This window comes from Rivibacter subsaxonicus, from assembly GCF_004217215.1.
GTDB lineage: Bacteria > Pseudomonadota > Gammaproteobacteria > Burkholderiales > Burkholderiaceae_C > Rivibacter > Rivibacter subsaxonicus.
In genome coordinates, this window is the sequence record NZ_SHKP01000005.1 from 22,095 (window position 1) to 48,998 (window position 26,904).

Here is a 26,904-nt window from a genome sequence, read left to right on the forward strand (position 1 = left end):
GTTTTCAGCATGAGCATCAAGACCGCCGTCGTCGACGGCGTGGCGACCATCGAGATCGCCCGCCCCGAGAAGAAGAACGCGATCACCAGCGCGATGTACCAGCAGATGAGCGACGCGATCCTCGACGCGCAGCTCGACAGTTCGGTGCGCGCGATCCTGATCACCGGCCAGCCCGGCATCTTCACCAGCGGCAACGACCTCGAGGACTTCATGAAGCGGCCGCCGCAAGGCGCCGACTCGCCGGTGTTCCAGTTCATGCAGTCGCTGGTCGGCTGCGACAAGCCGGTGATCGTCGCCGTCACCGGTGCCGCGATCGGCATTGGCACGACGATGCTGTTGCATTGCGACTTCGTCTATGTCTCCGACGAGGCGCGGCTTGCAATGCCCTTCACCAGCCTCGGCCTGGTCGCCGAGTTCGCGTCGAGCCTGACGGTGCCGGCGCTGATGGGCCGCGCCAAGGCGGCCGAGAAGTTGCTGCTCGGCGACCCGATGACCGGCGCCGAGGCGGTCGAGCTCGGCATCGCAAACGCGGTGCTGCCGGCGGCCGAGGTGCTGCCGCATGCGCGTCGCATCGCCGAGCGCTTCAACGCGCTGCCGCCGACCGCGATCCGCGAGACCAAGAAGCTGATGACGCGCGCCAACCGCGCGGCGATCCTGGAAGCAGTCGCGGTCGAGGGCGAGGTTTTTGGCAAGCAGTTGCGCAGCGAAGAGGCGCGCGAGGCCTTCACCGCCTTCTTCGAGAAGCGCAAGCCGGACTTCTCCAGGTTCTGAGCACGGCGGGCGGAGCAACGGCCATGACGATGCTCGCCAAGATCGCCCTCGGGCCGGTGCTGCTGGCGCAGGCCCGCGCGGCGCGCAAGCGCGCGGTGCCGCTGCCCGAGGCGGCCGGCCCGCGAGACGGTGAGTTAGGCGGCCAAGGACAGCCGATCTCGCTGCTCTTCGTTGGCGATTCGTCGGCGGCCGGCGTCGGCGTGACACACCTCGATGCCGCCTTCGTCGGCCACCTCACGCGCAACTTGCATCAACTGACCGGACGACATCTGCGCTGGCGCGTCGCCGCCAGGAGCGGCATCTCGACCGACCATGCGCTGTCGCTGCTCGACACCCTCGACGCCGAGGCGCCCGGCACGCGGGCCGCGCTGGCCATCGTGCTGCTGGGCGTCAACGACGTCATCGAGCAGATCCCGCCGCACCGCGCGCTGCTCGGCCGGCAGGCGCTGCTCGAGCGACTGCGCGCGCGCCACGGCGTGCGCCACGTGGTGTTCACGCCGCTGCCGCCGATGCACGAGTTCCCGCTGCTGCCGAACCCGTTGCGCGCGGTGGTCGGTCGCGACGCGCGCCGCCTGGACGCGGCGGTGGCGCGCTGGGCGGCGGATCGCCACGACGCCAGCCACCCGCTGATCGACATGCATCTCGGCCCCGAGGTCATGGCAGCCGACGGCTTTCACCCCGGCGAGCCGGTCTACCGCGTCTGCGGTCAGGCGGTGGCCGAACACATCGCGCAGCGCGTGCTGCCGATGCTCGACGACAAGAACTGAACAACACTCAACCGGAGACGCGCATGAGCCTCAAGGGCAAGACCCTCTTCATCACCGGCGCCAGCCGTGGCATCGGCCTGGCGATCGCCAAGCGCGCGGCGGCCGACGGCGCCAACATCGCGCTGATCGCCAAGACCACCGACCCGAACCCGAAGCTGCCGGGCACGATCTTCAGCGCCGCGGCCGAGATCGAGGCCGCCGGCGGCCAGGCGCTGCCGATCGCCGGCGACATCCGCGAGGAAGCCAGCGTGCTCGACGCGGTGCGGCAGACGGTGGAGCGATTCGGCGGCATCGACATCCTGGTCAACAACGCCAGCGCGATCAGCCTGACGCCGACCCCAGCCACGCCGATGAAGCGCTTCGACCTGATGTTCGGCGTCAATGTGCGCGGCACCTACCTCTGCACCCAGGCCACGCTGGCCGAACTGATCAAGAGCGCCAAGGCCGGACGCAACCCGCATGTGCTCAACATGAGCCCGCCGCTGAGCATGAAGGCGCACTGGTTCCGTGGTCACGTGGCCTACACGATGGCCAAGTACGGCATGAGCGAGTGCACGCTGGGCCATGCGGCCGAGTTCAAGCCGCACGGGATCGGCGTCAACAGCCTGTGGCCGCGCACCGCGATCGCCACCGCGGCGCTGCAGATGATTCCGGGCGTCGACATCGCCAAGTGCCGCACGCCGGAGATCCTGGCGGACGCGGCCTACCTGATCCTGACCAGCGATCCGAAGACGACCACCGGCAACTTCTTCATCGACGATGAGCTGCTGGCGCAGCATGGCGTCACCGAGCTCGACAAGTACAGCGTGACGCCGGGGACGAAGGACTTCATCCCGGACTTCTTTGTGGATTGAGTGCGCTCAGGAGCCTGCTCGCAGAGCTCGGGGCGTTCGTTCCGTCCAAACCCCGTCGGGTTTGGAGCCGCGGCACTTCAGCGCTTGTGGTCGAAGCGGCGGTCGAGCGGGGGGATGCGCCCGTCGCCGAACGCGAGGCTGGCGAAGCCGGCGATGTAGAACGGCTCGAACTTGGCGCCCTTTTCGGGCATGGGCTCCAGGCGCTGCGGGGGCCGCTTGGCCTGACTTCTGGGGGCGCTGGCTGACTTCTGCATGTTCCGGTCCACGGGGTGGCCTCGATTGCTGCCCACCTCGGCAGCTTCGGGTTCAACGTGTGATGTCGCGATCTGGATGACATCGTTCACGTCGGCCCGGATTTCCAGGCCAGAATTTCGCTACAGAATGTAAGCGCCCACCCGCGCCGATCGACCCGGAGCCAGCCGTGCCCCTCATGGCCTGCCGGCTCGACGCAGCGCGGCGTCGACCTCCTCGTCGTCGAGCTGGTGGAAATCGGCGTAGTGAAAGCCGATCGCATGGAAGGGTTCGGGCGAGGCGAGGCAGCACACCGCGTCGGCCAGCGGTGCCAGTGCGGCGAGCGTCGACGCCGGCGCCACCGGCACCGCCAGCACCAAGCGCGCCGGGCCTTGCCGGCGCAGGGCCTGCAGGGCCGCGCGCATCGTGGTGCCGGTGGCCAGGCCGTCATCGACGACCACCACCTTGCGGCCTGCGACCGACGGCGCCGGGCGACCGCCCAGATAGCGTGCCCGGCGGCGCTCGAGTTCGGCCCGCTGCTCGGCCACCGCTGCCTCGAGCCAGGCGCGGTCGGCCGGCAGTTCGGCGGCCAGTTCGGCGTTGAGCACCAGTTCCGGCGGGTTGCCGTCGACCAGCGCGGCGTAGGCCAGCTCGGGCTGCCAGGCCACGCCGATCTTGCGCACCAGCAGCAGTTCAAGCTTGGCGCCGAGCATCCTCGCGATCTCGGCCGCCACCGGCACGCCACCGCGCGGCAGGGCCAGCACCAGCGTGTCGGGGCCGAGCGAGGCGAGGCGCCGCGCCAGCGCGCGCCCGGCCCAGGCGCGGTCCGGCAGGGGCAGCGGCGTGGGGGAACCGGGCGGTGAGTCGATCAAGGCAATCACGATTCTTGTCCCGTGGCCGCTCCCGCACAATCACGCCATGAGCATCCAGACCGACGATTTCGCGCCCGGCCCGGCGCTGGCCAGGCGCGTGGTCAGCGCGGCACCCGCCTCGCCCAACGAGGAGGCGATCGAGCGCGCACTGCGGCCCAAGGGCTTGGCGGAGTATGTCGGCCAGGCCAAGGCGCGCGAGCAGCTCGAGATCTTCATCGGCGCGGCCAAGAAGCGCAGCGAGGCGCTCGACCACGTGCTGCTGTTCGGCCCGCCGGGGCTGGGCAAGACCACGCTCTCCCACATCATTGCCGCCGAGCTTGGCGTCAACCTGCGCCAGACCTCGGGCCCGGTGCTCGAGAAGCCCAAGGACCTGGCCGCGATCCTGACCAACCTCGAGAAGAACGACGTGCTCTTCATCGACGAGATCCACCGGCTGAGCCCGGTGGTCGAGGAGATCCTGTATCCGGCGCTCGAGGACTACCAGATCGACATCATGATCGGCGAGGGCCCGGCGGCGCGCTCGATCAAGCTCGAGCTGCAGCCCTTCACGCTGGTCGGCGCCACCACCCGCGCCGGCATGCTGACCAACCCGCTGCGCGACCGCTTCGGCATCGTGGCCCGGCTCGAGTTCTACACGGTCGAGGAACTGGCGCGCATCGTGACCCGCTCGGCCGGACTGCTCAAGGTGCATGCCGACGCCCAGGGCGCGCTCGAGATCGCGCGTCGCTCGCGCGGCACGCCGCGCATCGCCAACCGGCTGTTGCGCCGGGTGCGCGACTACGCCGAGGTCAAGGGCAACGGCCGCATCGATGCAGGCGTCGCCGACCTCGCGCTCAAGATGCTCGACGTCGACCCGCAGGGCTTCGACGTGATGGACCGCAAGTTGCTGGAGGCGGTGATCCACCGCTTCGACGGCGGCCCGGTCGGCCTAGACAACGTGGCCGCGGCGATCGGCGAGGAAAGCGGCACGATCGAGGACGTGATCGAGCCCTATCTCATCCAGCAGGGCTACCTGCAGCGCACGCCGCGCGGGCGCATCGCGACCCTGGCCGCGTATCGGCACCTGGGGCTCACGCCGCCCTCACGCAACGCCGGCGTCGACCTGTTCGGCAGCAGCAGCTAGCGCGGCACGGCGCGGCGTGCACAACGCGCCCACCGCGCACAAGCCGGCAATGATCAGCGCGCCGCCGCCGACCTGCAGTGCCAGCGGCAGGGTGTGGACGAACCACAGGTAGAGCGAGGTCGCGCCGAGCAGCGCCAGGAACAGCAGCGCCGCGTTGCGCTGCGTCGCACGCGTCAGTTGCGGGTCGAAGCGTTCATCGCGGGCGCGCGCCAGGTCGAAGGCCGGCTTCGGGAAGCGCGCCGCGACGTCGGCCGGGCGCCAGCCGGGCGGCTTGAACCAGACCCGCAGCTTGTCGGCCCAGGATCGCGCATGCCAGCTGTCGTGCGCCAGCGCCGCGTACACCTCGAGGTTGGCCCACAGCGGGTTCCAGCTGCGCAGCGGCGAGCGGGTGCCGTAGACGCAGGGCTCGTCGTCGTGCTCGGGCTCGAAGCTGCCGAAGAGGCGATCCCACACGAGGAAGATGCCGCCGTAGTTGCGATCGAGGTAGCGATCGTTGACTGCGTGATGCACGCGGTGGTTGCTCGGCGCGCAGAACCAGCGGTCGAACCAGCCGAGCTTGCCGATCTGCTGGGTATGGACCCAGTACTGGTACAGCAGGTCGATCAGCGCAACGATCGCGTAGACCAGCGGCGGGAAGCCGAGGATCGCCATCGGCAGGTAGAACAGCCAGCCGCCGATCCAGCCACTGCCGGTCTGGCGCAGCGCGGTGCTGAGGTTGTAGTCCTCGCTCTGGTGGTGCACCACGTGCGCGGCCCAGAACAGCGCCACCGTGTGGCCGAGCCGGTGATGCCAGTAGTAGCAGAGGTCGTAGAGCACGAGGCCGGCGACCCAGACCCACCAATGCGAGGCGCTGAGCTCGAACAGCGCCAGGTGCCGGTGCGCCAGCACGTAGATCGCCAGCATCAGCGCGCCGCCGAAGACGCCGACGATCTGGCTGCCGATGCCCAGGCCGATGCTGGAGAGCGCGTCGCTGAGCCGGTAGGTGTCGCGCCCGCGCCGGCGACCGACCCACCACTCGAGCGCGATCAGCGCCAGGAAGACTGGCGTGGCCAACACGATGATCTGGGCCGATGTCACGAACGAAGCTCCTGCGACTGTGTGGTGGGCGTGCCGTTCGTCAGCCGCGGCGTTCCCTTCGTCGGGATGGAGCGCGGTGGCGTCGCTTCGGCGTGACAAGCTTCACGCGAGCCGTTGCGGCCTGCGCAGATACTGAACTTGGGAATCCGCCTCAAGGGGCCGGTCGATGTCGAGGAAGCAGAGAACATGAGCAAGAAGACGGTGCACAGCGGTTTCACGCTGGTCGAAGTGATGATCGTGGTGGCGATCATCGGCATCCTAGCGACGATCGCGCTGCCTTCGTATCGGGACTACCTCACCCGCGGCCGCATTCCCGAGGCCACGTCGCGCCTGGCTTCGCTGCAGGTCCGGATGGAACAGTACTTCCAGGACAACCGAACCTATGTCGGCGCTCCCGCCTGCACCGCCGACACGACCGCCAGCACGCACTTCGACTTCTCGTGCTCCGCCGCCGCGACCGCGACGGCCTACACGCTGCAGGCGGTCGGCAAGGGCTCGATGACCGGCTTCACCTACACCGTCGATCAGGCGAACGGCCGCGCGACGGCCGCGGTGCCCACCGGCTGGACACAGCACAGCCCCAACAACTGCTGGGTCACCAAGAAGGGCGGCACATGCTGATGCGGCGCCATGCCCAGCGCGGCATGACCCTGGTCGAGGTGATCGTCACGATGACCATCCTCGGGCTGCTGCTGATGCTCGGCGCGCCGAGCTTCTCGGGCTGGCTGCAGAACAGCCGCATCCGCACCACCTCGGAAGCCATCCTGGCCGGACTGCAGTTCGCCAAGAGCGAGGCCGTGACGCGCAACGCGCGCGTGCGTTTCCAGCTGACCGACACGCTGGACAACAGCTGCGCGCTCAGCACCGCGGGCCGGAACTGGGTCGTCAACCTCGATCCCAACGCCAACGTCGGCGAGGTCGCCGGACTGTGCGCATCGGCGCCCAGCGACACCGTCGCGCCCTTCATCATCCAGAAGCGCGCTGGCGCCGAGGGCTCCGGAAACATCACGGTTGCCGCCGGCGCATCGAGCATCGCGTTCAACGGCCTCGGCCGACCGACGCCGGCGCCCGCAGGCGACGTGGTCATCAACATCACCAACCCCGGTGCCGGCTCCTGCGCAGCGGTGGGCGGCCCGATGACCTGCCTGCGGATCGTCGTGTCGCCGGCCGGCCAGGTGCGCATGTGCAACCCGACCTTCCCTGCTGGCGAGCCCCAGGCGTGCTGACATGAAGAAAACCTCCTCCCGACCCCGCCGCCGCCCGCAGTCGGGCTTCATGCTGCTCGAAGTGCTGGTCGCGATCCTGATCTTCGCGATCGGCGTGCTCTCGCTCGTCGGCCTGCAGGTGGCGTCGATCAAGGAATCGACGCAGGCCAAGTACCGAGCCGACGCGACGCTGCTCGCCAACGATCTCATCAGCCGGATGTGGGTGACCGACCGCAGCTTCGCCACCATCGACGCACAGTTCGACAGCGCCGGACCGGGTGCGGCCTACACCGCGTGGCTGCCTGCGGTGCAGGCGGCGCTGCCGGGTTCCGCGGCGACGCCGCCGGTGGTGACGGTGGAGTCGGTCGCGGGGGGCGGCGCCGCCGGCACGCCGAGCAGCCGGGTGACGCTGACCCTCTCATGGAAGGCGCCGACCGAGCCCGTGGCCGACCCGCCTCACAACCTGACGGTTGTGACCCAGATCAAGTAGGAGCAGCGGCTTGAGAAAAACGCACTTCAGTTCTGGCGCCGCCCGCATGGGCGGTTTCAGCCTGGTCGAGTTGATGGTCGCCCTCGTGATCGGCATGGTGTCGATCCTCGTCGTGATGCAGGTGTTCGCACTGTCTGAAGGCTCCAAGCGCACCACCACCGGTGGCGACGACGCCCAGAACACCGGATCGATCGCATTGCTGATGTTGCAGCGCGATATCCGCCAGGCCGGCTACGGCCTCAGTTCCGTCAAGCTGCTCGGATGCAACCTGGCGCTGCCGGCCCCGGCCTCGTGGACCCTCAATGCCCTGGCACCGGTGACCATCAACCATGCCGACATCCCCGCCGGCGATGCCGGATCCGACACCTTCCTGGTCGCCTATGGCAATGGCGGCGGCTCGTCGGAGGGTGACCTGGTCGCGGCCCAGCCCGCCGCGACGACCTATCGCGTCGTGTCGCCGGGCGCCGTTGCCGTTGGCGACCGGCTGATCGCGCTGAGCAGCACCCTCAATGCCACGCCGCGCCCGACACCCTGCAACGTGGGCATCGAGACCGCCGTCACCGTTCCCTCGCCGAACGTGAATGTCGCCGTGGGCGTGGCGAACATGGCCAACGGCGTGCTTTTCAATCTCGGCCCGAGCCCGCGCATCCTGGCCTACGCGGTCCGGGACGGCAGCCTGACCGTCTGCGACGGGGCGATCAACAACTGCAGCGACGCTTCCGCTGGGACGCTGGCCGACAGGAGCATCTGGGTCCCCGTCGGCGACGGCATCGTCGGGCTGCGGGCCCAGTACGGTTGGGACACTACGGCGGCACCGGGCGACGGCTCCGTCGACACCTACTCGCAGAGCGTGCCGGCCGCGGTTGCCGGCCTCACCACGGCCTGCCAGGCGGCTCGCGTTCCAGCGCTGCGAGTTGCCCTGGTGACTCGCAGCGGCCAGTTCGAGAAGACCGACGTGACCGACGGCGGCGCCGGCACGGCACCGGCTCCGGCCTGGGCCGGCCAGGCCGACGACCCGATCGACCTGAGCGCGATCGCGAACTGGAAGCGCTACCGCTACAAGACCTTCGAAACCACGGTGCCGCTGCGCAACATGGCTTGGCAAGGAGTGCAGTCAGGATGCTGAGTACCAGACAACCCTCGCGCCTGCGGGCGCCGCGCCGCGCGCGGCAGCAGGGCATCGTGCTGTTCATCGCACTCATCGTGCTGGTCGCGATGACGCTGGCCGGCATCGGCCTGATGCGCTCGGTCTACACCAGCAATCGGATCGCCGGCAACCTGGCCTTCCAGCAGGCGGCAACGCAGGCGGCGGACCTCGGCATCGAAGCGGCGGTCGTCTGGCTCGAGAACAACGCCGGCGCCACCCTGCACCAGAACATCGACGTCGGCGGTGGCAACCCGGTCGGCTATGCGGCGTCCCGCCAGGACCCGGCCGCCGGCCAGTCGTGGAACGACTTCTGGACCACCGTGCTCGACCCGGCCAGGCGTGTGACCACGCTGGCGGCGCCCGTGGCCGGCAACACGGTGTCCTACGCCATCCAGCGCCTGTGCACCGGCGCCGGCGACCCCACCGACGCGGCGCTCGGCATCAGTTGCGAGGCCTCGCCGACCGCGGTCTCCGCCAACCGCGACCTGATCAGCAAGACCGGCGGCACGCCGCCGCCGAACATCCCGCCGCCGCAGTACTACCGCATCTCGGTGCGTGTCGTCGGACCACGCAACACGGTCAGCTTCGTGCAGGCCGTGGTTTCCATCTGATATGCCCGACAGAACAGCCAAGAGCCGTGCGCGCCTGCAAGGCGACGTCGAGCCCGGTGCCAACGAGGGAGTGCCCAGCATGAACAAGAAGACCACCCAACCGATCGCGCGGCTGCGCCGCTGGCTGTTGCCGATGCTGCTGCTGGCGGCCGCCGGCGCCCATGCGGCGAGCACCGACATCGCCGCCGCGCCGCTGGTCACGTCTTCTCCGTCGACGGTGCTGCCGAACCTGATGTTCGTCCTCGACGACTCGGGGTCGATGGACTGGGACTACATGCCGGACTACGTCAACGAGGGCTTCTGCCGGGCCTCGGGCGCCGTGTCCGGCACCACGAACGGCAACTTCAATCGCGCCTGCTGCCAGAACGCCAGCAACAACAACAGCGGCAGCAACTCCTGCTGGCGCGGTGCCGCGCCCTTCGGCGAGTGGCGCGGTCATGCGCCCTTCCTCAGCAGCAGCTTCAACGGTCTCTACTACAACCCGGCCGTGACCTACCGGCCGCCGCTGAAGGCCGACCTGAGTTCGTGGCCGGCCCAGAACTCGGCCAATACCGTGGCCTGGACGCTGGTCAAGAACGACGCCTACAACATCCAGAACACCAACTCGATCAACCTGCTGACGCAGTTCCCGGATACCGAGTGGTGCACGAGCAGCGCGTACACCGACTGCCTGCGCAACGGCAACTACGTGCTGCCCGGCACCGTCAACGGCAAGGCCTACACGACCTTTCGCGCCGTGACCGCCACCGGCAGCGGCAACATCGCCATCGGCCAACCGGACGCGGCGACCACCGAGGCCCGTTCCTTCGGTCCGCACTACTACCTCATCAACACGGCCGAGTGGTGCAATAGCCCGAAACTGCGCGACTGCCAGGCCACCAGCGGCGGCTCCTACACCTACCCGGCGCCGGTGCGCTGGTGCAACAGCGACGCCAATTCGCGCGCGATAACGCCGACCACCGGCAGTTGCCAGGCGATCCGGACCGCGACCTATTCGCATGCCCGCTACCCGACCAAGTTCAGTTCGCCGGGCACGGCGGGAACGCCGGGCACGCCAGCCGTCGCGGCCACGATGTCCTTCACCTTCGCCCTGAACGGCTGCACCAGCGGCACCAACGGGCGCCGGGTCGGCTTCTCGCAGGCCGTGGTCAACGGCGTCGACCTGCTCGGCGGCACCGCGACCAGCACCGAGCGCACCGCCGACAACCTGGCCGAGGCGCTGCGCGACGGCATCAACGCCAACACGGCAACCACGGGCTACTCCGCGACGAATCCGAGCGACGGCCAGCTCGTGATCACGGCACCGATCTCGGCCGGCAACCTCAGGACCGGGATCGCGCTGACGCGCAGCAGTGCTTCGCACGCCTCGTGCACCTACACGACGACTCCGCCGACGCCGCTGTTCGACGGCTACACATCCGCGACGACGGGCACGCCCGCCACCGGCGGCAGCTTCCCCGGCAGCTTTACGCGCGTTGACATCGTGCCCGGCACCACCAGCTACCCGAAGGCTGCCGGCCGCTCCGACTGCGCCGGCACCACCTGCACCTATGCCGAGGAGATGACCAACTTCGCGAACTGGTGGACCTACTACCACTCGCGCATGCAGTCGATGAAGTCCTCGGCCGGCCTGGCCTTCGCGACGGTGTCCGACCAGTACCGGCTCGGCTACATGAGCATCAACAACTCCACCGGCAGCGACTTCCTCAACCTCGGCACCTACACCGGCACGCAGAAGTCGGACTGGTTCAGCAAGCTGGTGGCAGCCGAGCCGAGAAACTCGACCCCGTTGCGCCAGGCACTCTCCACGGTTGGCCGCCTCTACGGTGGCGCGCTGAACGGCTCATCCCTGAACGGCTCGACCGTCAGGGATCCGATGCAGTATTCCTGCCAGCAGAACTTCACGATCCTGTCGACCGACGGTTACTGGAATGGCGCCGGCGGGACCCAGCTCGACGGTACGACGGCCATCGGCAACCAGGACGGCAGCCTGTCGCGCCCCCTGCTCGATGGCACCAATACCTCGGACACGCTGGCCGACGTGGCGGCCTACTACTACAACACCGACCTGCGCACCAGCAACTGCACCTCGGGCAGCGGCACCGACCTGTGCCAAAACAACGTGCCGACCGGCGGCGACGACGTCGCGCAACACCAGCACATGACAACCTTCACGCTGGGCCTGGGCATCTCGGGCTACATGCAGTTCCAGCCCGACTACCGGACCGCGGGCTCGGGCGACTTCTTCAACATCAAGAGCGCCCACGACGCCGATGCCGCCAACGGCATCTGCACGTGGCAGGCCAGCGGCACCTGCAACTGGTCGGTGCCGGCTAGCGACTCGCAGACCAACATCGACGACCTCTGGCACGCCGCCGTCAACGGTCGCGGCAGTTACTTCAGCGCCAGCGATCCGATCGGGCTCTACACCGGCCTGTCGAGCGCGCTGGCAGCGATCGACTCGCAGAAGGGCAGCGCCGCGGCGGCGACGACCAGCAACCCGAACATCTCGGCGGGTGACAACTTCGTGTTCCTGTCCAGCTACGAGACGGTCGAGTGGACCGGCGACGTGCGCGGTCAGACCCTCGACCCCCGAACCGGCCAGATCCTGACTACCGGCTCGGACTGGTCGGCGCGCGATCGGCTCGACGCCAACGGCTCGCGCACGATCTACACCTTCGACGCGGGTTCCGCGACCGGCCTCAAGTCCTTTGCCTGGACCGCACTCACCGCCGCCGAGCAGGCCTACTTCGAGACCGCGCACATGACGACCAGCGGTGCCCTGAGCCAGTTCTGCCTGGTTGGGCCGACCTGCCTCAGCAGCACGTCGCAGGCCGACGCCGCGGGCGCCAAGCTGGTGAGCTTCCTGCGCGGCAACCGCAGCGACGAGGGCTCGTCGGCCGACGTCAGCAAGTATTTCCGGAGCCGCGTCCACCTGCTGGGCGACATCGTGCATTCGGAGGCGATCTACGTGAAGAAGCCGCTGCTGAACTACGCCGACGCCGGCTACGCGGCGCACCAGACGGCGATGGCCACGCGCCAGGCGATGGTCTACGTCGGCGCCAACGACGGCATGCTGCACGCGCTCAACGCCGTGACCGGCGACGAGATGTGGGCCTTCGTGCCGAGCGCGGTGCTGCCCAATCTCTACAAGCTGGCCGACAAGAACTACGCCGCCAAGCACCAGTACTACGTCGACAGTTCGCCGGTCGCCGGCGACGTCAAGATCGGCGGGGTCTGGCGCACGCTGCTGGTGGGTGGCCTCGGTGCCGGAGGACGCGCCTACTACGCGCTCGACGTCACCGATCCGGCCAACCCGAAGGCGCTGTGGCAGTTCAGCGATGCCAACCTCGGCCTCACCTTCGGCAAGCCGGAGATCGCCAAGCTCAAGGACGGCACCTGGGTGGTGCTTGTCGCCTCGGGCTACAACAACAACGTTGGCGGCGGCGACGGCCGCGGCCGCCTGTTCGTGCTGAACGCCGCCGACGGCACCGTGATCCGCAGCATCGACACGGGCGTCGGCACGGTCGCCACGCCGAGCGGCATGGCCCAGATCCGGGCCTGGGTCGACAACGGTTTCATCGACAACACCGCGCTGCGCGTCTACGGCGGCGACAACCTGGGCAACCTCTGGCGCTTCGACATCAACGGCGACATCGGCGCGGCCGGCTACGATGCCCAGCGTCTCGCGACCCTCAGGGGCGACAGTCTCAACGCACAGCCGATCACGGCCCGGCCCGAACTGGCCCAGATCGCCGGCACCGCCATGATCTACATCGGAACCGGCCGCTACCTCGGCGCGACCGACCTGACCGACGGCAGCCAGCAGACGATCTACGCCATCAAGGACAGCCTGGGCACGGTCGACCACGGCGATCCGCGGCTGAATGCGGCCTTCGTCGAGCAGGTCCTGTCCGCTGACACGACCTGCCCGACCGGTGCGCCGTCATGCCGTCCCGGCCAGACGGTGCGTACCGGGACCGCGAACCCGGTCAACCTCGCCACCAACGCGGGTTGGTACGTGGACCTGCCCATCAGCCGCGAGCGGGCCACCAACGACCCGCTGCTGGTGCTCGGCACGCTGGTCGTGACGAGCAACATCCCGAACGCGACGGTGTGCACGGCTGGCGGTTCGAGCTACATCAACTACTTCGACTACCGCACCGGTGGACCGATCGCGTCGGGCGTCGTCAGCGAGTACATCGGCAACTCGCTGGCCAACGGCACCTCCATCGTCTACACCGAAGATGGCAAGCCGGTCGGCAACACGAGCAAGGGAGACGCCACCACCTTCAACGATGGCGTGCAGACGCGCTCCAGCACCGGTGCCACGCGCCGGATCTCGTGGCGCGAGCTGGCCACCGAGCAATGACCTGAGTCAAGGCGCCGGCTGACCCGGCGCTCGCATCGAAAGAGGGGCCCGCGGGCCCCTCTTCTTCTTTGACGCGACCCCGGGGTCGCGCCGTCAACGCTCAGGCCGCCGGCCCGGCCCGATCCTGCGACTCGTCGCGCGGTGCCTCGGCAGCGGCCTCGAGGTGCGCCGTGTCACCCCAGCCAACCAGCATGAAGCCGGCCTGCGTATGCAGCAACCGGTTGATGCCGGCGTTGCGCAGTTGCCAGGTACGCGGCGCGTCGAGCTCGATGCGGGTCGCGGCGCGGTAGAGGCAATCGAGCACGCCGCCATGCGCCACCAGCGCCACCGTCTTGCCGCGGTGGCCCGCCACCAGCCGGCTGGCGGTCTCGACCACGCGTTCGTAGAAGCCCTGCAAGGTCTCGCCGCCGGGCGGGCCGAAGCCGGGCTCGCGCTTGCGCCAGCGCAGGCTCTCGGCCGGGTGGCGCTGCTCGATCTCGGCCCAGGTCTGGCCCTCGAAGCTGCCGAAGTGGCGTTCGCGCAGGCCGGTGTCTGTCTGCACCGGCAACTCGATGCGGCCGGCCACGCTGCGCGCGGTATCGAGCGCGCGGCTCAGGTCGCTCGAGTAGATGGCGTCGATGCCCTCGTCGGCCAGCGCCTCGGCCAGCCGCGTGGCCTGCCAGCGGCCGGTGTCGTTGAGGCCGATGTCGAGCTGGCCCTGGATGCGGGTGTCGACGTTCCACGCGGTCTCGCCATGGCGGATCGCGAGCACGCGCACCGGCTGGTGCGCGTCGCCGTCGGTGGCGGCCGCGTCCGCCATCAGCCGCGAAGCCGCGGGTTCAGCGTGTAGGCCCCGCTGTGCTGCGCCTGCGCCAGCACATGGCCGGCGATCGCCGCACGCACCTGGGCGCCGGTGAAGTCGCCTTCGACCGGGCAGCGCGCGACATCGAGCGCGTAGAGCGTGAAGACGTAGTGGTGCAGCAAGCTGTCGTTGAAGGGCGGGAACGGGCCGTTGTAGCCGTAGTACTTGCCGGCCATCTGCTCATTGCCGGCAAACCACCCGGTGTAGTCGTTGAGGCCATGGCGCGCGCCGTGCAGCGTCTGCGGCCCGGGTCGGCCACGCGCGACGAAGCCCCGCGCGAACTCGCCCTCGGCCAGTCCGGCCAGCGTCGGCGGCAGGTCGACGAGCACCCAGTGGAAGAAGTCGACCCGCGGCAGATCGGCGGGCACCTCGCGGTCGGGCTGGTTGACGTCGTCGCCACGGCTTGGCACGTCGGGGTCGTGGCAGATCAGCGCCAGGCTGCGGGTGCCGGCCGGCAGTTCGCTCCAGGTGAACTGCGGCGACACGTCGTCGGAGAAGGTGACCGTGGCCTGCGGATCGGGCCGACCGGCCGCATAGCGCGCCGGGATCGCTGCCCCGTCGGGCCAACTCGTGCTGTTCAGCTTCATGCTCGTCATCTCCCCCAATGGCCGGTTTCTATGCACCCCAGGTCACCGGATGCCCGGCTGCCTGGGCCCGTCTGAGCAATTCGAGCAGCGGCCAGGCGCGCGCCCGCAGGCTGACCCGATCGCCGGCGCGCGGCGCCTTCTCCTCGGCCTCCGGGGTCGCCTGCTCGCCCTCGTCGGCCGCGCGACGCGCCGCCTCGTCGGCGGCGATCGCCGCCTCGATGCTCGCGATCGCCTGCGGCATCTGCTCCGGCGTGAAGATGCCCTGCGCCGCCGGCTCGCGCCCGGCCTGCTTGAGCAGCGCATCGCCGTGCGGCCCGGTCATGATGACGTCGGCACCGGCCTTGGATTTGAATTTGTAGAGCATCGCTTCTCGGCTTCCGTGATTCAGCGGTAAATGTGGTCGCGCGTGAACGGGTACTGCGATTGTGCGCCGCGCGCTTCGGGCCGCCACCCCAGCAACTGGTGCAGCCCCATCCAGCAGCGCTCGAAGCCGAGCGCGCTGCCGGCGAGGTAGAGCCGCCACGCGCGCAGCACCGGCTCGGGCACCAGCGCGCGAGCGGCGTCGAGCCGGGCCTCGAGCGCGTCGCTCCAGTCCCACAGGGTGCGCGCGTAGTGCGGACGCAGGTTCTCGACGTCGAGCACCTCGAAGCCGGCCCGCGCCATTGCCTCCATCACCTGCGCCACGTGCACCAGCTCGCCGCCCGGAAAGATGTGGCGCTCGACGAAGTCGCCGATGCCGGCGCCGAGCTGGCGGTTGTGCAGACCAGCGGCGGTGATGCCGTGGTTCAGCAGCAGGCCGCCCGGCCGCAGCAGCCGCCGCAGCTTGGTGAAGTAGGCATCGAGCTGAACCCGACCGACATGCTCGAACATGCCGACCGAGGCGATGCGGTCATAGCCGGGATCTTCTTCGACGATGTCGCGATAGTCACGCAGCTCGATCGAGGCGCGGTCGCGCAAGCCGCGCTCCTCGATCAGCCGCTGCACATGGTCGTGCTGGTGGCGCGACAGCGTCACCCCGTGCGCGATCGCGCCATGGTGCTCGACCGCCCACAGCATCAGCGCGCCCCAGCCGGCGCCGATGTCGAGCAGGCGCAGCCCGGGCCGCAGCATCAGCTTGCGGCAGATCAGCTCGAGCTTGGCTTCCTGCGCCTGCGCCAAGCTCAGGCCCGGCTCGCGATAGTAGGCGCAGGAGTAGACCCGGCGCGGATCGAGCCACAGTTCGTAGAACTCGTCGCCGAGGTCGTAGTGGAACTGCACCTGCTCGCGATCGCGCCGCCGGCTGTGGGTGCCCGCGACGCGCAAGCCTTGCAGCCACGGCGCCCAAGGCCGGCTCAGCCCGGCCGCGACGGGGTCGGATTGCAGCAGGGCGCCGGCCAGATCGGCCACCAGGCGCGGCGACCCGTCGATGTCGAGGCGGCCGTCCACATGCGCCTGAGCCAGCCGCCCGATCTGACCCGAGGCCAGCGGGCGCAACAGGCCGAGTTCGTGCAGTCTCAGGACCAGCGGCGCCCGCTCGGGCCCCAGTCGGCGGCCACCGGGCAGGACCAGCGCCACGCCGAACGGCAGTTGCTGCAGCCGCGCCCTGATCCGGCGCTCAAGCATTGCCCAAGGCGACCAGCTTGGCGCTCGCGCGGGAGCGGCGCGTTCGGTGCTGAACCCAAGGCCCGGCGTGTCCATCGGCGACCTCCGTCATTCGCCATGCTCACACCTCTCACTCTAGGCAAAACGCTGCCGTTGTGCAGCCACCCGTGGGCAGTCGCGACGATGGCCGGCCTCGCAGCCTCAGGCCGGCGCCCGCACGCTGACCGCGGTGACCTTGAAGCCGGGGATCTTGCCGACCGGATCGATCGCGTCGCCGGTCAGCCGGTTGGCCGCTGCCTCCCAGTAGGCAAAGGCCATGAAGACCTGGCCGCGCCGGACCTCGGTGCTCAGGTGCGCCACCGCGCGCACGCTGCCATGACGGGTCGCCAGTTCGACCGCGGCCTCGTGGGCGATACCCAGCGCCTGCGCGTCGAGCGGGTGCAGCGTCACCAGCGGCAGCGGCGACAGCGCCTCGAGCATACTGGCATGACGCGTCATCGCGCCGGTGTGCCAGTGCTCGAGCACGCGGCCGGTGGTCAGCACGAAGGGGAAGTCGGCGTCGCGCGTCTCGGGCCCGGCGGCAAAGGTGGTCGGCACCAGCAGCGCGCGGCCGTCGGGCGTGTGGAAGTGGTCGGTGAAGACCACCGCCTCGCCCGGCTCATCCTCGCGCGCCGCGGGCGTCACGACCGCGCCCTCGCGGATCAGGCGCGACCACGGCACACCGGCCAGCGGACTCATGCCGGCGCGCATTTCCTCGAAGACACGGGCGACCGGCGCCTCGGCGGCGAGCTGTCCGTCGCCGTCCTCCCCCTCAGGTCCGTCATGCCAGTAGGTCCATGGCAGCCCCAGCCGGCGCGCCACCTGCTCGATCGCCCACAGGTCCTGGCGCGCGTCGCCGGGCGGCGCGAGCGCCGGTCGACCGATCTGCACCAGCCGGTCGGTGTTGGTGTAGCTGCCCCATTTCTCGGCATGGGCCGAGGCCGGCAGGATCACGTCGGCCAGGATCGCGGTCTCGGTGGCGAAGATGTCCTGCACCACCAGATGCTCGAGCCCGGCCAGCGCGGCGCGCGCGTGGTTGAGGTCGGGGTCGCTCATCGCCGGGTTCTCGCCCTCCACAAACAGCCCGCGGATGCGGCCCTCGGCGGCGGCGTGCATGATCTCCACCACGGTCAGCCCCGGCGTCGGGTCGAGGTGGTCGGCCAGCGGGTTGCGGCCCCACAGCGCCTCGAAGGCGGCGCGCGCGGCATCGTTGGCCACGCGCTGGTAGTTGGGCAGCATCATCGGGATCAGGCCGGCGTCGCTCGCGCCCTGCACGTTGTTCTGGCCGCGCAGCGGATGCAGGCCGGTGCCGGGGCGGCCGATCTGGCCGGTCACCATCGCCAGCGCGATCAGGCCGCGCGCGTTGTCGGTGCCATGCACATGCTGGCTGATGCCCATGCCCCACAGGATCATCGAGCCGCTGCTGGTGGCATAGGCGCGCGCCACTTCGCGCAGCGTCTCGGGCTCGATGCCGCAGATCTCGCTCATGCGCTCGGGCGTGGCCTCGGCGACCGAGGCCTTGAGCGCCTCGTAGCCGTTGACGCGCGCGGCGACGAAGCCTTCGTCGACCAGGCCCTCTTCGATGATCACGTGCAGCAACGCGTTGAGCAGCGCGACGTCGGTGTCGGGGCGGAAGCGCAGGTGCCACTTCGCGCGCCGGCTCAGCGCGTTGCCGCGCGGGTCGGCGATGCAAAGCGTGGCACCACGATCGACCGCATTCTTGAGCCAGGTCGCCGCGACCGGGTGGTTGACCACCGGGTTGGCGCCGATCAGCAGAACGAAGCCGGCCTGCGCCACGTCGGCCACCGGGTTGCTGACCGCGCCCGAGCCCAGGCCTTCGAGCAGCGCCGCCACCGAGCTTGCGTGGCACAGCCGCGTGCAATGGTCGACGTTGTTGGTGAGCAGACCCTGGCGCACCAGCTTCTGGAACAGGTAGGCCTCTTCGTTGCTGCCCTTGGCCGAGCCGAAGCCGGCGAGCGGAATCGCGTTGCCACGCAGCCCTTGTGCGATGGCGCCGTCGCGCAGCTTCCTCAGGCCGCCGGCCGCGAGTTCGAGTGCCTCGTCCCAATTGGCCGGACGGAACAGCGCATCGAGCGCCAGTTCGCCCCGCTTGACGCGCTCGATGTCCTGGGCGTCCTTCGCAGCACCTGCGCGCCGCACCAGCGGCTTCGTCAGTCGCTTCGGGTTGTGGATGTAGTCGAATCCGTAGCGGCCCTTGACGCACAAACGCCCGTGGTTGGCCGGGCCGTCGCGGCCGACGACGAAGCGGATCGTCTCTTCGCCCTTCTCGTCCGGGCCGACGTTCCACTGCAGCTGGCATCCCACGCCGCAATAGGGGCAGACCGAGTCGACCTGCTTCGTGATGGTGGCGATGCCGGCCTCGCGCGCCGGCATCAGCGCACCGGTCGGGCAGGCCTGCACGCATTCGCCGCAGGCCACACAGCTCGAGTTGCCGAGCGCGGCATCGGCGTCGAAAGAAATCTTGGAGTGCGCGCCGCGCAGCGCCAGCCCGATCACGTCGTTGCCCTGCTCCTCGCGGCAGGCGCGCAGGCAACGGGTGCACTGGATGCAGGCGTCGAGGTTGACCGCGATCGCCGGGTGGCTGAGGTCGGGCACGGCGTAGCTGGTCTCGCGACGCGGGAAGCGCGGTGCGGTAACGCCAAGCTTGCCGGCCCACGCGCTCAGCTCGGAGGCCGGTGTCAGCGCGTCGGTACGCGCGCCGGCGTCGCTCATCAGCAGTTCGAGCACGAGCGCGCGCGACTTTTCGGCACGCAGGCTCGCGGTCTCGATCTTCATGCCGGCGCTCACGGCGCGGCAGCAGGAGGCGGCCAGCGTGCGCTCGCCGCCCACCTCGACCATGCAGGCACGGCAGTTGCCGTCGGGGCGCAGGCCGACGCCGTTGGCATCGACCGGCTTGTGGCAGAGATGCGGGATCTCGATGCCCTGGGCGTCGGCGACGTTCCAGATCGTCTCGCCGACCGGGGCCTGCACGACGCGGCCGTCGAGCGTGATCTCGACCAGCGCCAGCGCTTCATTCGGCGTGCGCGCGTTCATGCCGAGGCTCCTTCGCCGGCCAGTTCATGCGGGAAGTAGCGCATCACGCAATCCACCGGATTCGGCGCCGCCTGCCCGAGGCCGCAGATCGAGGCATCGCGCATCACCTGCGACAGATCGGCCAGCAGTTCGCGATCCCACCGTTCGCCCGCGATCAGCTCGCGCGTCTTCGCGGTGCCGGACCGACAGGGCGTGCACTGGCCGCAGCTCTCGTGCTCGAAGAAGGCCATCAGGTTGCGCGCGACATCGATCGCGCGGTCGCGGTGCGCGTCGCTCTCGCTGAGCACCACCACCGCCGCCGAGCCGATGAAGCAGCCATGCGGCTGCAGCGTGTCGAAATCGAGCGGCACGTCGGCCAGGCTGGCCGGCAGGATGCCGCCCGAGGCGCCGCCCGGCAGGTAGCCGTAGAGGCGGTGCCCTTCGGGCAGGCCGCCGCAGTATTCGTCGACCAGCTCGCGCAGCGTGATGCCCGCCGGTGCCAGCTTGACGCCCGGCTCGCGCACCCGGCCCGAAACCGAGAACGAGCGCAGCCCCTTGCGGCCATGGCGGCCCTGGGCCGCAAACCAATCGGCGCCGCGCTCCAGGATCTCAGGCACCCAGTACAGGGTCTCGAAGTTGTGCTCCAGCGTCGGCCGGCCGAACAGCCCGACCTGGGCCACGTAGGGCGGCCGCAGTCGCGGCATGCCGCGCTTGCCCTCGATCGACTCGATCATCGCGGACTCCTCTCCGCAGATGTAGGCGCCGGCACCGCGGCGCAGTTCGATCGTCGGCAGGTCCGCCATCGGTGGCTCGGCGCGCAGCGCGGCCAGTTCGCGCTCGAGCAGCGCGCGGCAGCCGTGGTACTCATCGCGCAGGTAGACGAAGACCCGCTCGATGCCGACCGCCCAGGCCGCAATCAGCAGGCCTTCGAGAAAGCGATGCGGGGAGCGCTCCAGGTAATGGCGGTCCTTGAAGGTCCCGGGCTCGCCCTCGTCGATGTTCACCGCCATCAGCCGCGGTGCGGCTTCCGCGCGCACGATGCGCCACTTGCGTCCGGCCGGGAAGCCGGCGCCCCCCAGTCCGCGCAAGCCCGAGGCCTCCATCGCCTGGAGTACCGACTCGACATCGCGCTCGCCGGATACGCACTCGGTCAGCATGCGGTAGCCGCCCGCTGCGCGGTAGGCCGCAAGATCTTCGTAGGCTTCGGGCGCGTGGGTACGGGCGTCTTGCCGTACCGCCGCCTGCACCGATTCCGCCGTCGCGTTCGGCACCGGCCGCTGATGCACCACCGCAGCCGGCGCCTGCTCGCAGCGACCGATGCAGGGCGCTGCGATGACGCGGACCTCGGTCCCGAGCAGGGCCGGCAGGCGCTCGAGCAAGTCCTTCGCGCCGGCCAGTTCGCAGGCAATGCCATCGCAGACGCGCACCGTCAGCGCCGCGGGCGCATCGAACTCGCCATCGGCGCGTGGCTGCCGGATCTCGAAGTGGTGATAGAAGCTCGCCACCTCGTGCACCTCGGCCAGCGAGATCCGCGTCAGCTCGGCCAGTGCCGCCAGGTGGTCGGTGCGCAACTGCCCGAAGTGGTCGTTGAGCCGATGCAGGTGTTCGATCAGCAAGTCGCGGCGATCCAGGTTTGCGCCCGCCAGCACGGCCTGCACGGCATCGAGCGCGGCGCCGGGCACCGGCCGCGGGCCGCTCGGCAGCGCCTTGCGGCGCATCAGGTGGACGGGCTGGACCGGAGCATTCATCTCCTGACCATAGCCACCGGGCCGGTCTTAAATATGCCAAGCTCCGCATAAATGTTGCGCCTCGACATACGCCCGCATTGGCAGCTGCAGCGCGAAGCGCGCGAGGGCGAGCCGACCGCTCCGGCGCTCGACACCAACGCGCTGATCACGCTGCTGGCGGCCATCCAGGACCATGGCGCGATCGCGCAGGCGGCGCGGTCGTTGGGCCTGTCCTACCGGCATGCCTGGGGCCGTATCCGGGACGCCGAGCGCCTGTTCGGCCACCCGCTGGTGATCGGCGGCCGGGGCCGCGGCTCGACGCTGAGCCCGCTGGCCGAGAAGCTGATCTGGGCCGAGCGGCGCGTCAACGCGCGGCTGTCGCCGCTGCTGGCCTCGCTGGCCTCCGAACTCGAGGCCGAGATCGTCCGCACGCTGCCGCGTCCGCCAAGAGAAGAGCCCGGCGCCGGGCCGAAGCTGCGCCTGCATGCCAGCCACGGCTTCGCGGTCGCGGCGCTGCTCGAGCGCCTGGAGGCGGCGGCGCTGCCGGTCGAACTGCGCTACCGCAACAGCGTGGAGTCGGTCGCGGCGCTGGCCAGGGGCGAGTGCGACCTGGCCGGCTTCCACGTGCCGATCGGCGAGTTCGAGGCACGCGCGGCGGCGCACTATCGCCAGTGGCTGCGCGACGACGAGCATCGGCTGGTGCATCTCGCGGTGCGCAGCCAGGGCCTGTTCGTTGCCGCCGGCAACCCGCTGCGGATCCGCTCGCTGCAGGATCTGGTGCGCGAGGACGTGCGCTTCGTCAACCGCCCGGTCGGCTCGGGCACCCGCATGCTCAGCGAGCTGCTGCTCGAGGCCGAGGGCATCCAGCCGGGCCGGCTGCGCGGCTGGAACAGCGCCGAGTTCACGCACGCCGCGGTGGCGGCCTACATCGCCAGCGGCATGGCCGATGCCGGCATCGGCGTGCAGACCGCGGCGCAGCGCTTCGGCCTGGGCTTCCTGCCGCTGGTCAAGGAGCGCTACTTCCTGGCGCTGCCGGCCCGACTGATCGACACGCCGGCGATGGCCCGGGTGCTCGAACTGCTTCGCTCGCCCGGCTACCGCGCGGCGGTCGCGGCGCTGGCCGGCTACGAGGCCGGGCAGACCGGCAAGCTGCTGACGGTGCAGGAGGCTTTCGAGCGCTGAGGGCCGCTACACCGGCACCGCGCTGGCGCTCTTGACCCGGTCCATCACGAAGCTGGTCTTGCAGTCCTCGACGCTCGGGTGCTTGAGCAGCGTGTCCATGATGAAGCGCGAGTAGTGGCCCATGTCCTCGACCACGACCCGCAGCAAGTAGTCCATCTCGCCGGTCAGCGCGACGCACTCCACCACCTCGGGCCAGGCCTGCACCGCGCCCTTGAACAGGTCGATCGGGTTGCGCTTGTGGCTCTCGGTGTGCTTCTCGAGCCGCACGTTGATGAAGGCCGTGAGGCTCAGCCCGACCCGCTCGGGCGGCACCACCGCCACGTAGCCGGCGATCACGCCGGCCTCCTCGAGTCGCTTGACGCGGCGCAGCGCGGCCGAGGCCGAGAGCTGGACCTCGGCGGCGAGCTGGTCGTAGGTCATGCGGCCGTTGGCCTGGAGCGCGCGCAACAGGCGCCGGTCGACGGCATCGAGCTCGATGATGGCTTGCATCATCATGATTTTGCAGGATTCCTGCGCATCCATGGTGATTCAAGCCCGAAATCGAAGCAAAGCTGCGGCCGCTGCTCTATACAGTTTAGAGCGATAGTTTCTTCACGAATCCGACGAGGCGCCGCATGCAAGTCACTCCCTGGGACAACCCGATGGGTACCGATGGTTTCGAGTTCATCGAGTACGCGGCGCCGGATCCGGTCGCGATGGGCGCGCTGTTCGAGCGCATGGGCTTCAAGCCGATCGCCAAGCACCGCCACAAGAACGTCACGCTGTACCGCCAGGGCGGCATCAACTTCATCGTCAACGCCGAGCCCGACAGCTTTGCGCAGCGCTTCGCGCGCCAGCACGGGCCGAGCATCTGCGCGATCGCGTTCCGGGTGCAGAACGCGAAGCAGGCCTACGAACGCGCGCTCGAACTCGGCGCCTGGGGTTATGCCGGCACGGCCGGCCCGGGCGAGCTGAACATCCCGGCGATCAAGGGCATCGGCGACTCGCTGATCTACCTGGTCGACCGCTGGCGCGGCAAGAACGGCGCCAAGGACGGCGAGATCGGCAACATCGGCTTCTTCGACGTCGACTTCGAACCGCTGCCCGGCGCGGAGCTCAATCCGGTCGGCAACGGCCTGACCTACATCGACCACCTCACGCACAACGTGCACCGCGGCCGCATGGCCGAGTGGGCCGACTTCTACGAGCGGCTGTTCAACTTCCGCGAGATCCGCTACTTCGACATCGAGGGCCAGGTCACCGGCGTCAAGAGCAAGGCGATGACCAGCCCCTGCGGCAAGATCCGCATCCCGATCAACGAGGAAGGCAACGAGAAGGCCGGCCAGATCCAGGAGTACCTCGACCGCTATCACGGCGAGGGCATCCAGCACATCGCGATGGGCTCGACCGACCTGTTCAAGACGGTCGACGCGCTGCGCGCCAGCGGCGTCAAGCTGCTCGACACGATCGACACCTACTACGAGCTGGTCGACAAGCGCATCCCGGGTCACGGCGAGAACGTCGCCGAGCTCAAGGCGCGCAAGATCCTGGTCGACGGCAAGGCCGGCGAGTTGCTGCTGCAGATCTTCTCGGAGAACCAGCTCGGCCCGATCTTCTTCGAGTTCATCCAGCGCAAGGGCGACCAGGGCTTCGGCGAGGGCAACTTCAAGGCGCTGTTCGAGTCCATCGAGTTGGATCAGATGCGGCGCGGCGTGCTGAGCAAGTCATGAAGACCTCAGGCCTCGAAAAGGGCGTCAACCAGGGTGTTGCGCCTGTCACCTACGGCCAGGGCGAGCGCCCGCCGCGCGGTGACTACGCCCGCGCGCGCAGCGACTACACCTGCGCCCAGGACTACGCGCAGTACTCCGAGGCCGACCACGACACCTACCGCCGGCTCTACGCGCGCCAGAGCGCGCAGATCGAAGGGTTGGCCTGCCGCGAGTTCATCGACGCGGTGGCGCAGCTCGGTGCGCCGGATCGCATCCCGCGCTTCGAGGCGATCAGCGAGCGGCTGCGCAAGGCCACGCGCTGGGAGATCGTCGGCGTTCCGGGCCTGATCCCCGAGGAAGCATTCTTCGCGCTGCTAGCGCAGCGGCGCTTCCCGGTCACCGACTGGATGCGCACGCCGGAGGAATTCGACTACGTGGTCGAGCCCGACGTCTTCCACGACCTCTTCGGCCATGTGCCGCTGCTGTTCAACCCGATGTTCGCCGACTACATGCAGGCCTACGGCGAGGGCGGGCTCAAGGCGGCGCGGCTCGGCTCGGCGGAGTTGCTGGCGCGGCTCTACTGGTACACGGTCGAGTTCGGGCTGATTCGCGGCAGCGAGGGGCTGCGTGCCTATGGCGCCGGCGTTCTCAGTTCGGCCGGCGAACTGCGCTACAGCGTGAGCTCGCCCGAACCACGGCGCATCGGTTTCGAGCTCGAACGCATCATGCGCACCCGCTACAAGATCGACAGCTACCAGGCCAGCTATTTCGTCATCGACAGCTTCGACCAGCTGTTCGAGGCAACGGCGCCCGACTTCACGCCGATCTACGAGCGCGTGAGCCGGCTCGGCGAGATCGAGGCCGGCGCCGCAGCCGACGGCGACCGCGCGATTGCCCTGCCCTGATTGCGCCCACGGCGCTTCCCCCATCGGGGGTCCTCCGTCGGATGGATGAACGGTCGCGCGGTCCGGCCCAAACTGCCAACGTGCAACGCCCTCACACCTTCCCGCTCGACGACGCCGACCGCCTGACAGCGCTGGCCGCACGCGGCCTGCTGGCCGCAACGCTGCTGGCCGGGCTGATCGGCCTGCTCGCCAACGGCCCGATCGAGGTCGGCCATGCGGTCCTGCAGCAAGCCGACACGCGCGCGCTGGGCGCGCTGCCGAACGCGGTCAACGTGCTGTCGCATCTGCCGCTGCTGATCGTCGCTGCGCTGGCCTGCCGCGCCTGCCTTGACCTGACGCGTCGCGGTCCGCGTCGCGCCTCCCTGTGGGCGCGTGGCTGGGCGCTGTTCTTTGCTTGCGTAGCGCTCGGCGCCTTGGGCGGCGCCGCATTCCATGCGCAGCCCGGCGTCGCGCGACTGCTCGTGGTCGACGCCGCCATCGGCAGTGCCAGCGCGGTCCTCGCACTGCTCTTCCTCGCCGAGCGCATCAACTTTGGCCTGTTGCGCGGGCATTGGCTTGTGCTGGCAGCAGCAGCGGGGCCGGTGGCAGCGCTGGTCGCCGCGGCCAGCGACGACCTGCGGGTCCTGGTGGCGCTCGAGTTCCTGCCGATCGTGCTGGTGCCGCTTGGCGTGTGGCGCCTGCCGAGCCGTGGCATGCCCGGCCGTGACTGGATCGTCGCCTTCGCGATCTGCGTCGGCGCGCATGTCGCCGCCTGGGCCGACCTGCCGCTGTGGCACCTGAGCCGAGGTGCCATCGGTGGCCTGGCGTTGAGCCACCTAATGCTTGCGCTGTGCGTGGCCTGGCTGGCGCGCTGCGCCCTGGCGATCGCGCCGCTTCAACCGGCCGCAGCCGGCTCCGGCGCGGCCGCGAGCAACCGGGCCTCGACCTCGCTCACGACCTCGGGGTGATGGGCCAGGGCCACGTGCCCGGTGGCCTCGATGTGGCGCGCTTCGGCGCCGGGCAGGCAGGCACTCTGCGGCGGAAACACGATGTTGTCGGCGTGACCGTAGAAGCAGGTGCAGTGCGCCGCCAGACCGGCGGCACGCCCCCCCGGCGGACTCAGCGCCGCCGCCCAGGACGAGCCAAGGCGCATCTGCACCGCGTTGCGCGTGAGCCCGAAGCGCGCCAGCCAGGTGCCGCGATGCGGCGTGCCGATCGTGAACACATGGTGTACCCGCGCCGGCGCATCGGGCACGGCCGCCCACCATGCGCGCAGCGCGAGCCCGCCCATGCTGTGCGCGACGATCAGCGGCGGCAGGCCGGTCTCGCGCTCCAGGCGCGCCACGGCCGCTTCGATGATCGGCACGTAGTCGTCGATCGAGCCGAACACAGGTTCCAGCGATGGCGCCACGAAGGGCACGCCGCGCGCCCGGCACCGTGTCAGCCAGGGCAGCCACAAGCCACGATTGCAGACGTAGCCGTGGACGAACACGATGCCACGCCGGCCACGGCCCTGCGGCTGGTCGGGCTCCCGCGTCGATCGCCATGGTTGTCGCCAACCGAAGGCTCGCATCGAGGCCGCGCACTCACCCAGCCAGGCGCGCAGCAACTGGCCGGCACTGGCGTGAGGTGTCGGGTCTTGGGCATGCAGGCAGGCCGCCAGCAGGAACTCGAGGCCGAGGGCACCGGTGTGCAGCGCGATCACCAGCAGCAGACCGCCCGCCATCAGCCACGGCTGCCCCGCGCGCCACGCCAGCAACGCCCACAGCAGCGAAAACACCGCCGCCGCGAGCGTCACGACGCGCAGCAGCCGGGCAAGCAT

The 26,904-nt window shown here is 69.7% G+C and carries 25 protein-coding genes; 14 read left to right on the forward strand and 11 right to left on the reverse strand.

Annotation, left to right across the window (positions count from 1 at the left end):
• Positions 1–9: 9 nt before the first annotated feature.
• Genes EV670_RS06095 through EV670_RS06105 form a run of 3 tightly spaced genes read left to right on the forward strand, consistent with a single transcriptional unit; the run spans position 10 to position 2,392 of the window.
• Positions 10–771, forward strand: coding sequence for an enoyl-CoA hydratase (locus EV670_RS06095; protein WP_130430970.1), 762 nt, complete (start codon positions 10–12; stop codon positions 769–771).
• A 23-nt stretch (positions 772–794) separates the two neighbouring features.
• Positions 795–1,538, forward strand: coding sequence for an SGNH/GDSL hydrolase family protein (locus tag EV670_RS06100; protein WP_130430971.1), 744 nt, complete (start codon positions 795–797; stop codon positions 1,536–1,538).
• A gap of 23 nt (positions 1,539–1,561) precedes the next feature.
• Positions 1,562–2,392, forward strand: coding sequence for an SDR family oxidoreductase (locus tag EV670_RS06105; protein WP_130430972.1), 831 nt, complete (start codon positions 1,562–1,564; stop codon positions 2,390–2,392).
• A 77-nt stretch (positions 2,393–2,469) separates the two neighbouring features.
• Here the strand turns inward: EV670_RS06105 and EV670_RS06110 are convergent, their stop codons facing one another.
• Positions 2,470–2,736: a hypothetical protein gene (locus tag EV670_RS06110; protein ID WP_130430973.1), complete on the reverse strand. Its 267-nt coding sequence runs from the start codon at positions 2,734–2,736 to the stop codon at positions 2,470–2,472.
• An 84-nt stretch (positions 2,737–2,820) separates the two neighbouring features.
• Positions 2,821–3,504 carry a phosphoribosyltransferase gene (locus tag EV670_RS06115; RefSeq protein WP_242616864.1) on the reverse strand — a complete coding sequence of 228 codons (684 nt, stop codon included), beginning with the start codon at positions 3,502–3,504 and terminating at the stop codon, positions 2,821–2,823.
• A gap of 37 nt (positions 3,505–3,541) precedes the next feature.
• Here EV670_RS06115 and ruvB point away from each other — a divergent pair, with 37 nt between their 5' ends.
• Positions 3,542–4,618, forward strand: coding sequence for a Holliday junction branch migration DNA helicase RuvB (gene ruvB / locus EV670_RS06120; RefSeq protein WP_130430974.1), 1,077 nt, complete (start codon positions 3,542–3,544; stop codon positions 4,616–4,618).
• Here the strand turns inward: ruvB and EV670_RS06125 are convergent.
• The gene (locus EV670_RS06125; RefSeq protein WP_130430975.1) at positions 4,577–5,695 is read right to left on the reverse strand and encodes a sterol desaturase family protein; all 1,119 of its coding nucleotides are present in this window, start codon (positions 5,693–5,695) and stop codon (positions 4,577–4,579) included. The two genes, ruvB and EV670_RS06125, sit on opposite strands and share 42 nt — an antisense overlap.
• A gap of 186 nt (positions 5,696–5,881) precedes the next feature.
• On the opposite strand from EV670_RS06125, the gene EV670_RS06130 reads away from it, so the two are divergent.
• The 6 genes from EV670_RS06130 (at position 5,882) to EV670_RS06155 (ending at position 13,520) form a co-directional block, all read left to right on the forward strand.
• A complete protein-coding gene (locus tag EV670_RS06130) occupies positions 5,882–6,316 on the forward strand; it encodes a type IV pilin protein (protein ID WP_130431674.1) in 435 nt (144 codons plus the stop codon).
• On the forward strand, positions 6,310–6,921 hold the full coding sequence (locus EV670_RS06135) for a GspH/FimT family pseudopilin (RefSeq protein ID WP_130431675.1): 612 nt from the start codon (positions 6,310–6,312) through the stop codon (positions 6,919–6,921). Before EV670_RS06130 ends, EV670_RS06135 begins: the two co-directional genes overlap by 7 nt.
• Before the next feature lies 1 nt (position 6,922).
• The gene (gene pilV, locus EV670_RS06140; protein WP_130430976.1) at positions 6,923–7,390 is read left to right on the forward strand and encodes a type IV pilus modification protein PilV; all 468 of its coding nucleotides are present in this window, start codon (positions 6,923–6,925) and stop codon (positions 7,388–7,390) included.
• 10 nt (positions 7,391–7,400) lie between these two features.
• Entirely contained in the window at positions 7,401–8,516 is a 1,116-nt protein-coding gene (locus EV670_RS06145; RefSeq protein ID WP_165393255.1) for a PilW family protein, read from the forward strand.
• The gene (locus EV670_RS06150) at positions 8,510–9,148 is read left to right on the forward strand and encodes a pilus assembly PilX family protein (RefSeq protein ID WP_130430977.1); all 639 of its coding nucleotides are present in this window, start codon (positions 8,510–8,512) and stop codon (positions 9,146–9,148) included. Before EV670_RS06145 ends, EV670_RS06150 begins: the two co-directional genes overlap by 7 nt.
• Positions 9,149–9,227: 79 nt before the next feature.
• On the forward strand, positions 9,228–13,520 hold the full coding sequence (locus tag EV670_RS06155; RefSeq protein WP_130430978.1) for a pilus assembly protein: 4,293 nt from the start codon (positions 9,228–9,230) through the stop codon (positions 13,518–13,520).
• Positions 13,521–13,620: 100 nt separating this feature from the next.
• Here the strand turns inward: EV670_RS06155 and EV670_RS06160 are convergent, their stop codons facing one another.
• The 6 genes from EV670_RS06160 to EV670_RS06185 all read right to left on the reverse strand — a co-directional run bounded on the left by EV670_RS06160 (position 13,621) and on the right by EV670_RS06185 (position 21,349).
• Entirely contained in the window at positions 13,621–14,319 is a 699-nt protein-coding gene (locus tag EV670_RS06160) for a histidine phosphatase family protein (protein ID WP_130430979.1), read from the reverse strand.
• The gene (locus EV670_RS06165) at positions 14,319–14,948 is read right to left on the reverse strand and encodes a YbhB/YbcL family Raf kinase inhibitor-like protein (protein WP_130430980.1); all 630 of its coding nucleotides are present in this window, start codon (positions 14,946–14,948) and stop codon (positions 14,319–14,321) included. Before EV670_RS06165 ends, EV670_RS06160 begins: the two co-directional genes overlap by 1 nt.
• 28 nt (positions 14,949–14,976) lie before the next feature.
• The gene (locus EV670_RS06170; RefSeq protein WP_130430981.1) at positions 14,977–15,312 is read right to left on the reverse strand and encodes a DUF1840 domain-containing protein; all 336 of its coding nucleotides are present in this window, start codon (positions 15,310–15,312) and stop codon (positions 14,977–14,979) included.
• Between the two features lie 20 nt (positions 15,313–15,332).
• The gene (locus EV670_RS06175) at positions 15,333–16,550 is read right to left on the reverse strand and encodes a class I SAM-dependent methyltransferase (protein ID WP_130430982.1); all 1,218 of its coding nucleotides are present in this window, start codon (positions 16,548–16,550) and stop codon (positions 15,333–15,335) included.
• 180 nt (positions 16,551–16,730) lie between these two features.
• Complete coding sequence (locus EV670_RS06180) at positions 16,731–19,622, reverse strand: molybdopterin-dependent oxidoreductase (RefSeq protein ID WP_130430983.1); 2,892 nt, start codon at positions 19,620–19,622, stop codon at positions 16,731–16,733.
• The gene (locus EV670_RS06185; protein WP_130430984.1) at positions 19,619–21,349 is read right to left on the reverse strand and encodes an NADH-ubiquinone oxidoreductase-F iron-sulfur binding region domain-containing protein; all 1,731 of its coding nucleotides are present in this window, start codon (positions 21,347–21,349) and stop codon (positions 19,619–19,621) included. Before EV670_RS06185 ends, EV670_RS06180 begins: the two co-directional genes overlap by 4 nt.
• Positions 21,350–21,400: 51 nt before the next feature.
• Between EV670_RS06185 and EV670_RS06190 the strand changes: the two genes are divergently transcribed.
• Positions 21,401–22,510, forward strand: a complete 1,110-nt coding sequence (locus EV670_RS06190) for a substrate-binding domain-containing protein (protein ID WP_130430985.1) — start codon at positions 21,401–21,403, stop codon at positions 22,508–22,510.
• A gap of 6 nt (positions 22,511–22,516) precedes the next feature.
• Here EV670_RS06190 and EV670_RS06195 read toward each other — a convergent pair whose 3' ends face one another.
• Positions 22,517–22,999 carry an Lrp/AsnC family transcriptional regulator gene (locus EV670_RS06195; protein WP_130431677.1) on the reverse strand — a complete coding sequence of 161 codons (483 nt, stop codon included), beginning with the start codon at positions 22,997–22,999 and terminating at the stop codon, positions 22,517–22,519.
• A gap of 125 nt (positions 23,000–23,124) precedes the next feature.
• On the opposite strand from EV670_RS06195, the gene hppD reads away from it, so the two are divergent.
• The 3 genes from hppD to EV670_RS06210 all read left to right on the forward strand — a co-directional run bounded on the left by hppD (position 23,125) and on the right by EV670_RS06210 (position 26,050).
• On the forward strand, positions 23,125–24,219 hold the full coding sequence (gene hppD / locus EV670_RS06200; protein WP_130430986.1) for a 4-hydroxyphenylpyruvate dioxygenase: 1,095 nt from the start codon (positions 23,125–23,127) through the stop codon (positions 24,217–24,219).
• The gene (phhA, locus tag EV670_RS06205; protein WP_130430987.1) at positions 24,216–25,103 is read left to right on the forward strand and encodes a phenylalanine 4-monooxygenase; all 888 of its coding nucleotides are present in this window, start codon (positions 24,216–24,218) and stop codon (positions 25,101–25,103) included. Before hppD ends, phhA begins: the two co-directional genes overlap by 4 nt.
• Positions 25,104–25,183: 80 nt before the next feature.
• Positions 25,184–26,050 (forward strand): hypothetical protein, encoded by an 867-nt coding sequence (locus tag EV670_RS06210; RefSeq protein WP_130430988.1) that lies wholly within the window; start codon positions 25,184–25,186, stop codon positions 26,048–26,050.
• On the opposite strand, the gene EV670_RS06215 is transcribed toward EV670_RS06210, so the two are convergent.
• Entirely contained in the window at positions 25,978–26,904 is a 927-nt protein-coding gene (locus EV670_RS06215) for an esterase/lipase family protein (RefSeq protein ID WP_130430989.1), read from the reverse strand. The two genes, EV670_RS06210 and EV670_RS06215, sit on opposite strands and share 73 nt — an antisense overlap.